The sequence below is a fragment of the Arthrobacter ginsengisoli genome (genome assembly GCF_031456935.1).
Taxonomy (GTDB): Bacteria; Actinomycetota; Actinomycetes; order Actinomycetales; family Micrococcaceae; genus Arthrobacter; species Arthrobacter ginsengisoli.
This window is the reverse complement of the sequence record NZ_JAVDVQ010000006.1, coordinates 242,443-256,729: the sequence shown is the minus strand read 5'-3', so window position 1 is coordinate 256,729 and position 14,287 is coordinate 242,443. Positions and strand designations below refer to the sequence as shown.

16 protein-coding genes and 1 pseudogene are annotated in these 14,287 nt (G+C 65.8%); 9 read left to right on the top strand and 8 right to left on the bottom strand.

Annotation, left to right across the window (positions count from 1 at the left end; genetic code table 11):
• Positions 1–99 precede the first annotated feature (99 nt).
• The gene (locus J2X01_RS09770) at positions 100–1,062 is read left to right on the top strand and encodes a carbohydrate kinase family protein (protein WP_310056313.1); all 963 of its coding nucleotides are present in this window, start codon (positions 100–102) and stop codon (positions 1,060–1,062) included.
• A 322-nt stretch (positions 1,063–1,384) separates the two neighbouring features.
• On the opposite strand, the gene J2X01_RS09765 is transcribed toward J2X01_RS09770, so the two are convergent.
• A complete protein-coding gene (locus tag J2X01_RS09765) occupies positions 1,385–1,666 on the bottom strand; it encodes a hypothetical protein (protein ID WP_310056310.1) in 282 nt (93 codons plus the stop codon).
• Between the two features lie 1,015 nt (positions 1,667–2,681).
• Here J2X01_RS09765 and J2X01_RS09760 point away from each other — a divergent pair.
• The 6 genes from J2X01_RS09760 (at position 2,682) to J2X01_RS09735 (ending at position 6,309) form a co-directional block, all read left to right on the top strand.
• Positions 2,682–3,647 carry a helix-turn-helix transcriptional regulator gene (locus tag J2X01_RS09760; protein WP_310056343.1) on the top strand — a complete coding sequence of 322 codons (966 nt, stop codon included), beginning with the start codon at positions 2,682–2,684 and terminating at the stop codon, positions 3,645–3,647.
• Between the two features lie 174 nt (positions 3,648–3,821).
• Positions 3,822–4,256, top strand: coding sequence for an SDR family oxidoreductase (locus tag J2X01_RS09755; protein WP_310056307.1), 435 nt, complete (start codon positions 3,822–3,824; stop codon positions 4,254–4,256).
• Positions 4,253–4,519, top strand: coding sequence for an SDR family oxidoreductase (locus J2X01_RS09750; RefSeq protein WP_310056304.1), 267 nt, complete (start codon positions 4,253–4,255; stop codon positions 4,517–4,519). Before J2X01_RS09755 ends, J2X01_RS09750 begins: the two co-directional genes overlap by 4 nt.
• Positions 4,520–4,535: 16 nt before the next feature.
• Positions 4,536–5,516 (top strand): aldo/keto reductase, encoded by a 981-nt coding sequence (locus J2X01_RS09745; RefSeq protein WP_310056302.1) that lies wholly within the window; start codon positions 4,536–4,538, stop codon positions 5,514–5,516.
• A 17-nt stretch (positions 5,517–5,533) separates the two neighbouring features.
• Positions 5,534–6,151, top strand: a complete 618-nt coding sequence (locus J2X01_RS09740; RefSeq protein ID WP_310056299.1) for an aldo/keto reductase — start codon at positions 5,534–5,536, stop codon at positions 6,149–6,151.
• Complete coding sequence (locus tag J2X01_RS09735; protein ID WP_310056295.1) at positions 6,076–6,309, top strand: aldo/keto reductase; 234 nt, start codon at positions 6,076–6,078, stop codon at positions 6,307–6,309. The genes J2X01_RS09740 and J2X01_RS09735 overlap by 76 nt, the downstream gene beginning before the upstream one ends.
• A gap of 281 nt (positions 6,310–6,590) precedes the next feature.
• Here the strand turns inward: J2X01_RS09735 and J2X01_RS09730 are convergent.
• Positions 6,591–6,914: pseudogene (locus J2X01_RS09730) on the bottom strand (tyrosine-protein phosphatase); the annotation flags it as partial.
• A gap of 265 nt (positions 6,915–7,179) precedes the next feature.
• On the opposite strand from J2X01_RS09730, the gene J2X01_RS09725 reads away from it, so the two are divergent.
• On the top strand, positions 7,180–8,031 hold the full coding sequence (locus J2X01_RS09725; protein ID WP_310056289.1) for an SGNH/GDSL hydrolase family protein: 852 nt from the start codon (positions 7,180–7,182) through the stop codon (positions 8,029–8,031).
• Here the strand turns inward: J2X01_RS09725 and J2X01_RS09720 are convergent.
• On the bottom strand, positions 8,028–8,636 hold the full coding sequence (locus J2X01_RS09720) for a GNAT family N-acetyltransferase (RefSeq protein WP_310056285.1): 609 nt from the start codon (positions 8,634–8,636) through the stop codon (positions 8,028–8,030). The genes J2X01_RS09725 and J2X01_RS09720 overlap by 4 nt on opposite strands.
• Before the next feature lie 290 nt (positions 8,637–8,926).
• On the opposite strand from J2X01_RS09720, the gene J2X01_RS09715 reads away from it, so the two are divergent.
• The gene (locus J2X01_RS09715; RefSeq protein WP_310056282.1) at positions 8,927–9,940 is read left to right on the top strand and encodes a medium chain dehydrogenase/reductase family protein; all 1,014 of its coding nucleotides are present in this window, start codon (positions 8,927–8,929) and stop codon (positions 9,938–9,940) included.
• Between the two features lie 113 nt (positions 9,941–10,053).
• Here J2X01_RS09715 and J2X01_RS09710 read toward each other — a convergent pair whose 3' ends face one another.
• From J2X01_RS09710 to J2X01_RS09690, 5 genes are all read right to left on the bottom strand, one after another.
• Entirely contained in the window at positions 10,054–10,926 is an 873-nt protein-coding gene (locus tag J2X01_RS09710; protein WP_310056279.1) for a 3-hydroxyacyl-CoA dehydrogenase family protein, read from the bottom strand.
• A gap of 2 nt (positions 10,927–10,928) precedes the next feature.
• On the bottom strand, positions 10,929–11,756 hold the full coding sequence (locus J2X01_RS09705; protein ID WP_310056276.1) for an enoyl-CoA hydratase/isomerase family protein: 828 nt from the start codon (positions 11,754–11,756) through the stop codon (positions 10,929–10,931).
• On the bottom strand, positions 11,756–12,985 hold the full coding sequence (locus J2X01_RS09700; protein ID WP_310056274.1) for a thiolase family protein: 1,230 nt from the start codon (positions 12,983–12,985) through the stop codon (positions 11,756–11,758). Before J2X01_RS09700 ends, J2X01_RS09705 begins: the two co-directional genes overlap by 1 nt.
• Positions 12,986–13,140: 155 nt before the next feature.
• Positions 13,141–13,812, bottom strand: a complete 672-nt coding sequence (locus tag J2X01_RS09695) for a pentapeptide repeat-containing protein (protein WP_310056272.1) — start codon at positions 13,810–13,812, stop codon at positions 13,141–13,143.
• Between the two features lie 14 nt (positions 13,813–13,826).
• Positions 13,827–14,285, bottom strand: a complete 459-nt coding sequence (locus J2X01_RS09690) for an SRPBCC family protein (RefSeq protein WP_310056270.1) — start codon at positions 14,283–14,285, stop codon at positions 13,827–13,829.
• Positions 14,286–14,287 lie beyond the last annotated feature (2 nt).

Genomic DNA, 14,287 nt, shown 5'->3' with positions numbered 1-14,287 from the left:
ACTGCTGCCGCCATGTCAGTCCGCGGACCGGGTCACCGGTCGGCGGACTGATGTGGCTTGGACGGGCCCCGCCATCAGCTTCCCACGAGAGATACACCCATGGATTACCTCACAACAGCCCGGCCCGACGCTCACCAGACGCTCGACGTCATAGTGGTAGGCGAAGCGCTGATCGATGTCGTTACAACGTCACGCGGCAAAGTCGAACACCCAGGAGGCTCGCCGGCCAATGTCGCCTACGGACTTGGCCGCCTCGGTGTCACCACAGGCCTGCTCACGGCCATTGCCCCGGACGCGCGGGGGATCTCCATCGAAAACCATCTCAGCAGCGCGGGAGTCGTACTTCTGCCCGGCTCAAGATCTCTGACCCGGACGGCGTCGGCGACAGCAACCCTGGCACCGGACGGCTCCGCCCGGTACGACTTCGACGTCTCCTGGGACCTTGCCCCGACAGCCCCTGCCCAGTTCCCAAAAATCCTGCACACCGGATCAATCGCCACTTTCCTTAGTCCCGGTGCCGGCGCCGTGAAATCACTGCTCGAACAGGCCCACAAACACTGCATGATCACCTACGACCCCAATATCAGGCCAGCCCTGCTCGGCAGCCATGAGGAAGCGAAAGCCACCTTCGAAGAGCTCGTGCCGTTAACCGACGTCGTCAAACTCAGCGACGAGGACGCCCAATGGCTGTACCCCCAAAAAAGCCTGGACGAAACCGCAGCCCACATCCTAGGTTTGGGCAGCCGACTCACCGTCATCACGAAGGGCGCCGAAGGATCACAATTCACCACCTCCGTCGCTAACATCAGCATTCCTGCCGTGAAAACCACAGTTGCAGACACCATCGGCGCCGGCGACTCCTATATGGCCGCCCTGATCCTGGGCTTTCTCACCCGAGGAACCGAAGGCTTCGCCCCTGCTGTCTTGGACCAGCTCGGACACACCGCAGCTGCAGCCGCGGCCATCACCGTACAGCGCCCGGGAGCTAACCCCCCGACCCTGGAAGAACTCAACCTGGCAGTAGAAGCCCACACCACGGCCACCCAATACGCACGTACCTGAACTGCATCATGAATTGACTGGTTGTCACATACGACCGTTTCTGAGACTGCCATGGAGACTGATCCCTGTGGAACAAAGCGTTCAATGGCGGCGTTTTCGCAGCGCAAATGTCACCGGGACTGTCTGCGGGCGTTGCCTGGCGGGGAGGACTGATCAAGAGCGACACCATGGATGCCATGGCGACTGATGTGGATCAGCCAACAACAGGTTAAGCACACCCGTTCGCGCCGGCTTAGTCATCGTCAACTCCACCACGGCAATCTGCCCGCCATCCCCGTCGGACTCGAAAAGCAACGGGCTGGTGGTTTCCCGGGGGGTCTCGTCAGGGCTGGGTGGCGTCAAAGAACCGAAAGTCCGAAGGAGTACCTGCGGCCGTCGCTTCGCGGGCCTTGGCCTGGATGAAGTCCCTGTCCTCCTCGGTCAGCACCGTCTCGCCATGCACGTCGGCGTCGGCGTTTTCCCCGGTTGCTTCGTTGAAAATGGTTGTCAGGGTGCGTGGCAGGATTATGCATCCCGGGTTTTCTATCAGCCACTGCTGGGTGGCGGGATCGAGGCGGTTCCACTGTTCCTTGATGTGCATCGTGGTCACTTGCCTTTCAGGCATCGGTTCGATGAAAGATCCTCTCAGGCGTTTACTGAAAGGGGAATGCGTGCGCCGCCATCAGACTTTCCGGCCATGAACCTCGAGATCTCGCCCCGGACCTCAGCTCAAAATGAGGCATGCCCGGGGTGGGAACACCAGGGACACCCGGGGGCGTCCGCATGTTGCCTGCGAACTACTTATCCCGACGGATGCGGAACCCTGTCATTGTCCCTTCCACAACAAACCCTATGTGCTCCCGGGACGAAAAGTCCTCCCGCCAACATAACGAACTGCCTGCCGATCCAAATGGCACTCCACTGCAAACTGAAAGGTCGCGCCTTCCCTCCAGGGCTGCCCTTCGGCCGTGCGTGAGTTCCCGGGTACCGCGCTTGTGCACACCCGTCAGGCCCATGTTCTCGCTCCGCAGATCTCAAAGCCGAAGAAGCGCTGCGACAGAGGTCCGGCCCCGACCGAGTGCTCGACTTCCCACCAAGGACGACACGGCCACCTACACCGCCGCTCCCAAGATTTTCCCCCGGCCCGCCCGCACCACCGCCATCTTCAGCGGTCTTCATCAGCGGGCTTCGGACACGCCTACTCATGACGAAGAGTTACACAGACGAAGACACCGGAGCTATCGCGGCCTGACCGATGAGGGATCGGCTACCGGCATTTATCCGTAGCGGTCCGGGCCAATGGACAAACTTTCTTAATGAAGCTGGGAATCCTGCACTCGGAGTGGATCTGGTTCCCGAGTTCATCGAGCACGCCCGCGTTGCCTATCCCGGCATTCCATTCCGGACAGGCAGCCTCGACGCCCTCGATGTCAGCACCGGGACAGCGACTATGTGTAGACGTTCACGAGCCCCCAGTGGGCCCGACCCGTTCCTGGAGTCCTGGCCTCCGCTGCGCTCCATCAAGGATTCGGGCGTCCGCTGGCGCTGCCGGCTGAGGGGCGAGACCCGGGCGTCCGCTTCAAGTGGGGGTGTCTGATAGACACTGCCACCGCGCGCCCAGGCTGCGTAGCGTGGTGGATGTGGAAAGAAGAGAAGAAATCCGTGACTTCCTGATCTCGCGACGCGCGAAGATCACCCCGGAGCAGACCGGCATCCCCAAGTACGGGGAGCTGCGCCGTGTGCCGGGCCTGCGCCGTGGGGATGTGGCGCAGCTCGCCGGGGTGAGCACGGACTACTACACGCGGCTGGAACGCGGCAGCCTGCGCGGTGTCTCGGACGCTGTGCTTGAGGCTGTGGCTTCCGCCCTTCAGCTGGATGAGGCAGAGCGGGCGCATCTGATGGACCTGGCGAGGAGGGCCGACTCGCCGTCGCGGCGCGCGGCGCGCCGACCACCACAGCAGCGGGTCCGGCCCGGAGTACTGCGTTTGCTGGACGGGATGACCGGAGCGGTCGCCATGGTGCAGAACGGACGTTCGGACGTGCTGGCCGCCAACTTCTTGGGCCGCGCGCTGTACGGGCCAGTGTTCGAGTCCACAGCAGCTGCTGGTCCGGAGACTCCGAGCCAGCTGCCGAACCAGGCGCGCTACCTCTTCCTCGATCCGGGCGCTGGTGACCTCTACCCCGATTGGCGCGCGATCGCGGCCAGCACGGTGGCGATGCTGCGATCGGAAGCGGGGCGCAATCCCCATGACAGGGCGTTGAACGAGCTGGTTGGGGAGCTGACTACACGCAGCGGGCTGTTCGCCGCATTGTGGGCTGGCCATGACGGACGGATCCACACCACGGGAACCAAGCGATTTCACCATCCGGTCGTCGGGGACTTGTCGCTGCAGTTCGAGACGCTTCAGCTTCCCGGCGATGAGGGACAAACCCTGTTCACCTTCACGGCCGAGCCGGGGTCCGCGTCCGAAAACGCGCTGGCGTTCCTTGCCAGCTGGGCGGCATCACCTGCCCAGAAAACCGCCACCAGCGGATCTTCTGCCCCGGATCTGCGCTCCCACGCGCGGCCCAAAACACTTAACCCAGGAAAGACAGAACATGACTGAACAAGACGACGCTAGGAACTAGCAGAAGCCTGACATCCCCTATCTGCGCCGGCCGTCCCCCTGAACCCAGGGCGCGGGCAGGCCGACCAATTCAAGCAACTCCCAATTCCGTTGGACGCACGTTGCTGGCGCCTGCCCAAATATCGGCCACACCGTATGAAGGAGAACAAACCAATGACAGCAAAACTGACCGGCACCGATGCGCTGGTAACCGGTGCGAGCAGCGGCATCGGTGACGCCACCGCCCGCCGCCTCGCCGAGCAGGGGGCGTCCGTCGCCGTCGTCGCCCGGAGCCAGGACCGCCTCGACAAACTCGTGGCCGAGATCGAGGGCGCCGGCGGCACCGCTCATGCCGTCGCGGCTGACATCACCGACCGCACCCAGGCCGAACAGGCTGTAGCGGAGGTTGTCGATCGCTTCGGCCGCCTGGACATCCTGATTAACAACGCCGGGCTCATGCACCTCGGCCCCATCGTTGGTGCCGATGTTGAGGAATGGGAGCGGATGATCCCCGTCAACCAGAACGGCTTGCTCTACATGACCAACGCGCACGGCCGCACCTGCTCGAGGCGGCCAAGCACGGGCCGCGGGAAGTGGCCGACATCGTGAACATTTCCTCGATCGCCGGGCGGCAGGCGTGGGCGAACTTCGGCGTTTACAACATGACCAAGTTCGGCGTGAACGGCTTCACCGAGGCCCTGCGCCAAGAGGTCACCAAGAAACACGTCCGCGTCGGTGTGCTCGAGCCCGGGGCGGTCGACACCGAGCCGCTGCAGCCCCGGGACATCGCCGACAGCATCGCCTTCATGGTGACCCGCCCTCGCCGATCCTCCATTGCCGAGCTGTGGGCCATGCCCACGTCCCAGGCCTGAGAAAAGGAAACACAACATGAAGAACGCACGCCTCGGAGACCTGGAAGTCTCCCGCATCGGACTCGGCGCCATGACCATGGCCGGCACCTACACCAGCGAGGGCGCCCTGGATAACGCGGAGTCGATCCGCACGATCCACCGGGCGCTCGAGCTAGGGGTCACCCACATTGACACGGCGGAGATCTACGGGCCGTTCCTGAGCGAGGAGATCGTCGGCCAGGCGATCAAGGGTCGCCGCGACCAGGTCAAAATGGCAACGAAGTTCGGCCTGGTCTCGCATTCCGGTGGCGGCCCCGGCGTGATCGACAGCAGCGCGGCAAACGTGAAGGCCGCCGTCGAGGGCTCCCTGAAGCGCCTCGGCACAGACCATATCGACCTGTACTACCAGCACCGTATCGACCGGAACACCCCGATCGAGGAAACCGCCGGAGCCGTCGCGGACCTGATCGCCGAGGGCAAGGTACTGCACTTCGGGCTGTCCGAGGCCTCCCCTGAGACCATCCGACGGGCACACGCCGTGCAGCCGGTCTCGGCCTTGCAGACGGAGTACTCGCTGTGGACCCGCGACGTGGAGGCGGAGATCCTGCCGCTGTTGCGCGAACTCGGCATCGGCTTCGTCCCGTACTCCCCGCTCGGACACGGACTGTTGACCGGCCAGATCCGGTCCGTCGAGGACTTCGCCGACGACGACTGGCGCAAGACCAACCCGCGCTTCACTGGCGAGAACTTCCACCGGAACCTCGCAATCGTCGACGAAGTGAAGGCCATCGGCGCCGAGATCGGCGCGACCCCCGCACAGACCGCCCTCGCCTGGCTGCTGACCCGCGGTAACGACATCGCCCCGATCCCCGGCACCCGCCGCGTCTCCCGGGTCGAAGAGAACACCGCAGCGGACGGCATCGAACTCACCACCGATCAGCTCGAACGCCTGAACTCACTCCGGCCCGCAGCCGGAGAACGCCACGACGAGGCCAACATGTCCTCCATCGACCGCTAATTCAAAGGAGGCAGGACATGGAGTACACAAGACTGGGGTCTTCGGGCCTGAACATCAGCCGCATCGCCCTGGGCCCGATGGGCTTCGGCGACGGGAAGGTGCCGTTCTGGAGCTGGGCGCTGCCCTGGGAAGACGCCAAGGGATACTTCGCCCAGGCACTCGACCTCGGGATCAACCTCTGGGACACCTCGAACGTATACGGTGCCGGCTCCCCCGAAGAGATCGTTGGCCGCGCCCTCGCCAAGACCCGCCGTGACGACGTCGTGCTCACAAAGGTGCACCAGAAGGTCGGCGACGGCCCCGGCGGTGAGGGCCTGTCCCGCAAGGCCATCATGGAACAGATCGACCTTTCCCTGGCCCGCCTCGGCACCGACTACGTCGACCTGTACCAAATCCACCGGTTCGACCCGCACACCCCCGTCGAAGAGACCATGGAGGCTCTGCACGACGTCGTGAAGGCCGGCAAGGCCCGCTACATCGGCGCCTCGAGCATGTTCGCCTGGCAGTTCGCGAAATGCAGCACACAGCCCAGCTGCACGCGTGGACGACGTTCGTCTCGATGCAAGACCAGTACAACCTGGTCCAGCGCGGCGAGGAGCAGGAGATGTTCCCCCTGCTCCGGGACCAGGGCGTAGGCAGCCTGCCGTGGAGCCCGCTCGCCGCCGGCGTCGTTGCTAGCCCTGGGGGAAGAACAACACCACAAGGGGCAAGGACAACCCGCAGGCCGACTTCGACGGCAACCCGCTATGGAAGGACAGCGACAAGTCGACAATCGACGCGGTCGAACGCATAGCGAAGGGCCGCAACGTGTCCATGGCGACGATCTCCCTCGCCTGGTGCTGAAAAACCCCGTCGTCGACGCCCCAATCGTCGGTGCGACGGAAGAGCACCACCTGACGGACGCCGTGGCTGCGCTGGACGGTGGGAAACCATGGCCGAATGATCAGCTGAGCAGCTCAGGACGATCGCCGGGAACGAGGACCAGTTCGTCTCCCCGTTCCGCGAGGACGGCACCACCTACGGCACGCCTACACAGACCCCACACAGACCTGGCCGCTCATCGTCGGCGACAACCAGCTCCTCGGGGAAGATCCGGGCATTGTCCGCATACGACGCCGGATCGTTCAGGTAGGGAACGCAGAGCTCGCAGAATTCGCTGTTGCCGGGGTCTTCGGTCGGCGCATGCACGACGTCGAACGCCGCCAGGGTCTCGGCGCCCACCCGGGGATCGGTGTCACGGGGGCGGATCTCGTCCGGGTTGCGCAAATCAATCACCGTCCGGATGCCGCCGTCGTACGCCTGCTGCCAGCCGGCGTCGGTGAGCCACTCGCGGCGTCCCATCCGGAACACGCTGCCGGCGACATGCCAGGCATTGACCGCCCCGTCCCAGTCCACCATCCCGGGCAGGACCGTCCCCTTGGCCTGGCCTCCGGGCGCGGCGGGAATCGTCATCCTGAAAGTCAAGCACACGCACCGGCGCCGATCCACGGGTCGATTCACGAAAGATCCCCACAACGGGGCCTATTGGCATGGTGTGGGTGCAGACGTCCGCGTAAGGTGTCGGTGAACCCGGTAGCTGCCGGGCTCTTTCAGCTCGCCTGCCGCCGGACTGACACCACCTCGGCGCGGGGCGCTGAACCTACGTGCTACTGAGGGGAACACCATGGGAATCTTGAATCTTCGACGCCGGCGGACGGCTCTGGCTGCCGGTCTCGCCACCGTGGCAATGGCGGTCGGTTTGTCGGCGGTCCCGGCGCAGGCCGTGGATAAGACCAAGTACATCGCGCTCGGGGACTCCTTCGCCGCGGGGCAGGGCGCGGGGCCGTACCGGGATGATGTTTGTTACCGCAGTGAGAACGCCTATTCCGAACTCGCGGCCGGCGCCAAAGCCATCAAGCTGGTCACCAACGCGGCCTGCAGCGGCAGGACCACCCAGGATGTCGTGAACTCCCAGCTGCGCCAGCTGAACAACACCACGGAACTGGTGACCATCACAGCCGGCGGCAACAACCTTGGGTTCGGGGATATCATCACGAACTGCGGCGCCGCCCTTCGCGATCCTGTCGCGGCAGGTCCGGCGTGTCAGACAGCCAGCGCTGCCGCGGCGGCCAAGATCGCCAGCGGGCAGCTGGCCGGCGAGGTGGCCTCGATGATTCAGAGTGTGCAGGCGGCCGCGCCGAACGCCAAGATTGTCGTGACCGGCTACCCCTACCTCTACGATCCGGTCCCCCTTGATCCGACCAATCCAATGTCCGCGTTCATCTACCAGGCCACTGACCTGACTAACGGCCTGAACTGGTCCATCGCCCAAGCCGTTCTGGCCACCGACACCGACACCACCGACGTGCAGTTCGTCGACGTCCGGGCCGCTTTCGCCGGCCACGGCATTCTCTCGACGGACGACCCATGGATTAACGGCGCCACCGGTAGCCCCGATGGCTTCCACCCGAACGCCAAGGGCTACCTGGCGTACTACACAGCCCTGAACGCCGAGAAAGTCTATTCGGCTCCCTAGCGCGGCCTGGCCAGCCTGAACTCCAGGGCGTTCCGGACCATTGGCCACTCGTGCTCCAGGATGGAGTACACCACGGTGTCCCGCAGCGCGCCGTCACTGCTGCGGGTATGGCTGCGGAGCACACCGTCCTGTTTGGCGCCGAGCCGCGCGATGGCGTCGCGGGACTGGTGGTTGAGCCAGTGGGTCCGGAATTCGACGGCGGGGCAGCCCAGCGTTTCAAAAGCGTGCCTCAGCAGCAGCAACTTGGAGTCCGGGTTGCTGCCGCTGGCATGGGCGGACGCCGCGTTCCAGGTGGAGCCGATTTCCACCCGGGGCGTGGCGGCGTCGATGTTCATATAGCTGGTCATCCCGATCACCCCGCCCGGCCCGCCGGTGGCGGGGTCAATCAGCCGCGTGGTGAAGGGCAGCATGGAGCCGCTGTCCTGCAGCGCCAGGCGCCGCTCAATCTCGGCGGCCATCTCCTCGGGGGCGGGCACGCTGGTGTACCAGAGCTGCCACAGTTCACCGTCCCGGGCCGCCTCGACGAGTCCGTCGTGGTGGTCCGGGCTCAGCGGCTCAAGGACGACGTATTTGCCGGTCAGGGTGATGGGACGAAGAATGCTCATCCGACCATCGTAGGGGGCGGATCCTTCGCGGTGGCCCGGCGGAATCCCAGCCGAATCCCCAGACCTTGACCTGTATCTCCCGGGGATTTGACCGGCACATCCGGCAACGGCGCATGTCTCCATCGGCACGGTATCGATGGAACCATCCTCGGTCAGACGTAGGCTCCTGGGAGGGCCTTCGGAGCCAAAGCCGGCATCTCAGGGCAAGAGGAAATTCCGGGCGGCCTTCGCGCAAGAGACCGGACCAAAGCCACTGACGCAAGACACAGTGGCCGGCGTAGGCTGAGCCAATGAAACGCGTTGTCGTCGACCATTTCGGCGGACCAGAGGTCCTTAAAGTGGTTGAAGCTGACGATCCTAGGCCGGGTCCGGGGGAAGTCCGTGTCAGGGTTCTGGCTTCCGGCGTTTCATTCACCGATTCCCAGCTGCGCGCGGGCACGTATTTTGGGGTGCCGAAGCCGCCATTCACGCCCGGCTACGAACTCGTCGGTGTCGTCGACGAGCTCGGCAAGGGCTGCTCGAGGCTGCGAGAAGGTGACCGCGTCGGCGCGCTGACCGTTTGGGGCGCCAACGCGGAGCTCGTCTGCATGCCCGAGGCCTACGCGGTCGAGGTGCCCGAGGACCTCGACCCGGCAGAGGTCGTGAGCCTCGTCTTCCCCTACATGACCGCCTATCAACTGCTTCACCGCGTTGCGATGACCAAGAGCGGGGAATCTGTGCTCGTGCACGGTGCAGCCGGCCGGGTAGGCACCGCGGTCCTCGAGCTCGGCGCGCTGGCAGGTCTTCGCCTCTACGGCACCGCCTCAGCTGGCGACCGCGCCGCGGTCGAAAGGCTCGGCGCGGTCGCGATCGACTATCGCAACGAAGATTTCGTCGCCCGGCTGCGCGAACTGACCGGCACAGGCGTCGATGTTGCACTCGACGGGCTCGGTGGCGCCCTGTCGCTTCGCTCCTTCCGCGCGTTGCGGCCCGGTGGCCGGCTCGTCGTGTTCGGCCATTACTCCACACTCAAACGCGGGCGCAAGAGCTGGCGGGCGTGGATCGGGTGGTACGCGGCCACCACCAGCGTCGCACTCTGGGGTCTGCTCTCACCCCGCCGGAGGGTACTCGCCTACCGGATCCAGAAACTGCGAATTCGCCATCAGGACTGGTTCAGGGAAGACTTTCGCACCCTGATTGAGCTGCTCCGTCGTGGTGAGATCCACCCGGTCGTGGCGGAGCGTCTGCCGTTATCCGAAGCTCGTCGCGCTCACGAGATGCTTGAATCCTCGGCTGCGACGGGAAAAATCGTGCTCGTGCCATAAGACGGGGAGGGGGCCTCCTCTCGTCGGCAATCGCCCTGACGAGACACGCTGTCATTCGGTTCCTGCTCGGCGGCGCCTGCAAAGGCCGGACCGCCGTCGAGCAGTCCGTCACATCAGCTGGTCCAGTCGAAGAAGCCCTTGCCGGTCTTGCGTCCGAGTTCGCCGCGAGCCACCTTGTCGCGCAGGATCTGCGGCGGGGCGAAGCGCTCCCCCAGGGTCGAGGCGAGGTACTCGGCAATGCCGAGGCGGACGTCCAGGCCCACGATGTCCGTGGTCCGCAACGGTCCGGTGGGGTGCTTGTAGCCCAGGACCATGGCGTTGTCGATGTCCTCCGCGGACGCCACGCCCTCCTCGACCATGCGCATCGCCTCGAGGGCAATCGCGACGCCCAGCCGTGAGGAGGCGAAGCCGGGGGCGTCATTGACGACGACGGCGGTCTTGCCCAGTGCTTCCACCCAGCCGCGGGCGGCCTGGGCCAGCGGCCCGGAAGTGTGCTCGCCGAGGACGACCTCGATCAGGGTCGACGCCGGGACCGGGTTGAAGAAGTGCAGGCCCAGGAAGTTCTGCGGGCGCTGCAGCTCGCCGGCCAGCGCGTTGACCGAGATGGACGAGGTGTTGGAGGCGAGGTACGCGTCGGCGGCCAGGCGGTCCTCGATCCCCCGCAGCGAGGCGACTTTCAGGTCCCAGTCCTCGGGGACGGCCTCGATGACCAGCTGGCGGTCCCGGAAGTCGTCATAGTCCACCGTAACGGAGAGCCGCGAGGCCATCTCGTCCAGGTTGCCGTCCGTGGCGCCGCGCTCGATGCTCTTGGCCGCCGCCGATTCCACCCGTTCACGGGCTGCCTCGGCTGCTTCCTCGTCGCGCTCGACGACGAGGACATTGGCGCCGTTGATCAGGAAGGCATGCGCGATGCCCGCTCCCATCCGGCCGCCGCCCAGGACTCCGACCAAGTCGGGAAGGTTCGCGGGGAGTACGGAATTGCTCATCTTCAGTTCTTCTTCCGGTCTGGATCCTGCTCGGACTTCGTGGCTGACGTCTTGGCTGCCTTTTTAGCTGCCTTCTTATCCAAGAAAGCCTGCATGCGGTCGAATTTGGCCTGGGACTCAAAGAGGATTCCCTGCGCCAGCTCGTCGATCAGCGGGTGCGCCTCGGCGGGCGCGTGGAACACCGACTTCGTGATCCGCACCGCGAGGGGGTCCTGGCCGGCGATCCTGTCGGCCAGGGCATGGGCCGCGGCCATCAGCTCGGGGGCCTCGTGGATCTCCGTGATGAGGTTGACGGCGAGGGCCCGCTCGGCGCGCAGCACGGTGCCGGCCAGCAGGATTTCCTTGGCCACGGGCTCGCCCACGAGCTCCTTCAGGCGCCAGCTCGCACCGGCAGCGGCCAGGATGCCCAGGCCGGTTTCCGGGTTGCCGATCCGCACCGAGGGGGTGCCGATCCGGAAGTCCGCGGCGTAGGCGAGTTCGGCGCCGCCGCCCAGGCAGAAGCCATCCAGGGCCGCAATGACCGGCATCGGAAGCTTAGCGATCCGGACGAAAATCGTGGAGTTAATGCCCCGGAGGGCATCGTCGCGGCGGCGTTCGCGCAGCTGCCCGATGTCCGCGCCGGAGGCAAAGATGCCCTCGGTGCCGGCGATGATCAGCACCTTCGGCGTCTTCTCCAGCGCGGCGCAGACGGCGTGCAGCTCATCGACCATCTGCTGGTCGATCGCGTTGCGGACCTCGGGCCGGTTCAGGAGCACCACCAGCCGGTCCTCGCGCTCCTCGACCTTCAGCGTGCTGAATTCCTGCGGGTTGAGGCCCGTCGCGGCCGCCACTAGACGCGTTCCAGCAACATCGCGGTGCCCTGGCCTACGCCGATGCACATGGTCGCCAAGCCGATCCGGGCGTCCTCGCGCTCCATCCGGCCCAGCAGGGTGATCGCGAGCCGTGAGCCGGAGGAACCCAGCGGGTGCCCCAGGGAGATCGCGCCGCCGTCGCGGTTTACGATTTCGGGGTCCAGGCCGAGTCGGCGCATGGTCGCGAGCGACTGGGTGGCGAAGGCTTCGTTGAGTTCGACGGCGCCGAGGTCGCCGACGCCCAGGCCGGTCCGGGCAAGCACCTTCTGCGTGGCCGGGACGGGGCCAATGCCCATGATTTCTGGTTCGCAGCCGGCGGAGGCGCCGTCGATAATCCGCGCGCGCGGGGTGAGGCCGAGCCGCTCGATCGCGGCTTCGGACGCGACGATGATGGCGGAGGCGCCGTCGTTGAGCGTGGAGGAGTTGCCTGCCGTAACGACCGAGCCGCCGGCGACGACGGGGCGGAGCCCGGCGAGGACGTCCATGGTGGTGCCGGCGCGAGGGCCCTCGTCGGTGTCGACGACGGTTTCGCCCTTGCGGGTCTTGACCGTGACCGGAACGATCTCGTCGGCGAACCGGCCGGCGGCGATGGCCGCGAGGGAGCGTTCGTGCGAGCGGACGGCGAAGGCGTCGGCGTCCTCGCGGGTGATTCCGTCCACGCGGGCGACTTCCTCGGCCGTTTCGGGCATGGAATAGGTCATCTTCCCGTCGCGGGAGAGTTCGCCCTTCCGGAACAGCGGGTTCACGAAGCGCCAGCCGATGGACGTGTCGAAGATCTGTCCCGGCTTCGCGAAGGCGGTCTGCGGCTTCTCCTGGACCCAAGGGGCGCGGCTCATGGATTCAACGCCGCCGGCGATCACGATGTCCGCGGCGCCGGACTTGATCATCTGGCTGGCCATGATGATGGCGCTCAGGCCGGAGGCGCAGAGCCGGTTCACGGTGATGCCGGGGATGTGCAGCGGCAGGCCGGCCAGGATGGTGGCCATCCGGGCGACGTTGCGGTTTTCCTCGCCGGCGCCGTTGGCGTTGCCCAGGATCACCTCGTCGATGCTCTCCGGATCCAGCCCCGCCCGGGCGACAGCCTCGCGGACCACCAGGGCGGCGAGGTCATCGGGGCGGACCGCGGAGAGGGCCCCGCCGTAACGGCCGACCGCGGTGCGGGCACCGCCTACGAGAAATGCCTGTGGTCCTGCTGCTGCTGATGCCATGGGTACACCCTTCACGCGATAAACGTCTCTGTCATCGAAAGAACTCTCATCGGCGGCGGCGTCCACGTTCGACCCGCTGGTGCGCCAATTTACCGACCGTTCGTTCTATAAAGATTACACTGCGGCGCAAGGGGGTCAACCGGAGCCGCGCCGGATTACGCGACGATGACACCGAGGTGGCTTGCCATCAGCGGGGCCAGCAGGCCGAGCTGGTAGTCGTCGATGACGAGGCCGGCAAGGCTCTCCAACCCGCTGATGGCGCGGAAGTCGGTGCCCCGGATGTCAAAGTCCTTGAGCCTGGCGCCGGCGACGTCCAGGGTGCCGATGGTGCAGTTCTTCAGCGCCACCCGGGTCGCGGCGCAGGAACCCAGGTCCAGTTCGTTGATGATGCAGTCGCTGATCTGCACGTCGATGAGCTTGGATCCGCGCAGGTTCACATAGTCGAGCTTGCCGCCGTCGATCCTTACGGACTGCCAGCCGCTTTCGTAGAGTTCCGCGGAACCCCAGCGGGGGTTGCCGATCTCGACGTCGCGGAGCGTACTCCTGGCCGCCATGAACACCGGCGCGTACGCCTCGGCCAGGATGCAGTCACGGAAGCTGGCGCCCCGCAGCTGGGTCTCGTTGAACGACACGCCCTGGAAGTCGCACTCAGCGAAGTCGGTGCCGCCAAGTTCCAGCCCGTCGGCTGACGCCCTGCTGTACCGGACGCCGTCGTACCGCTCCCCGGACTGGAAAGCCGGGGACGGGTCATCCCTGAGGTCTGCCAGCCGGACGGGGCTGAGCCGCGGCGGGGTGACTTTGGGCGCCTTGTTTGCCTTCGGCGCCATGGTGCCACGCGCCATTAGAGCGACTCGGCCTTGGCCGCGATCTCGGCCAGGTCCTTCGCGAGCGCCCTGCGCGTGATGCGCATGCCCAGTTTTCCAAAGAGCGCCATCGCCAGCCTGCTCCGCCGGGAGGGGTTGACCAGTTCGGCGCCGAACGTCAGGGTCAGGTCCGTGCCGCCGTCGCGCTCGGCCAGCGTGAACCGTGAGGTGTAGTCAGCCCCGCCCTGGAGCGCCTTCACCGTGGTACTCCGTGGAGGGTCGGTCTGGGACACCCACATTTCCACCGTTTCCGACCGCCCCATCATGGTGCGGGCCTCCTTCCAGCGGGTCCCCTCGCCGTAGGGGCCGTCGCTCAGCATCTGGATTGAATCGATGCCGGAGAGCGTGGCAGCCGATCCGGGAATGTCAGAAATGACCGCCCACACCTTTTCTGCCGGGGCGTTGATGTGCTGGGTCAGGCTGATTGTGTGATCCATGG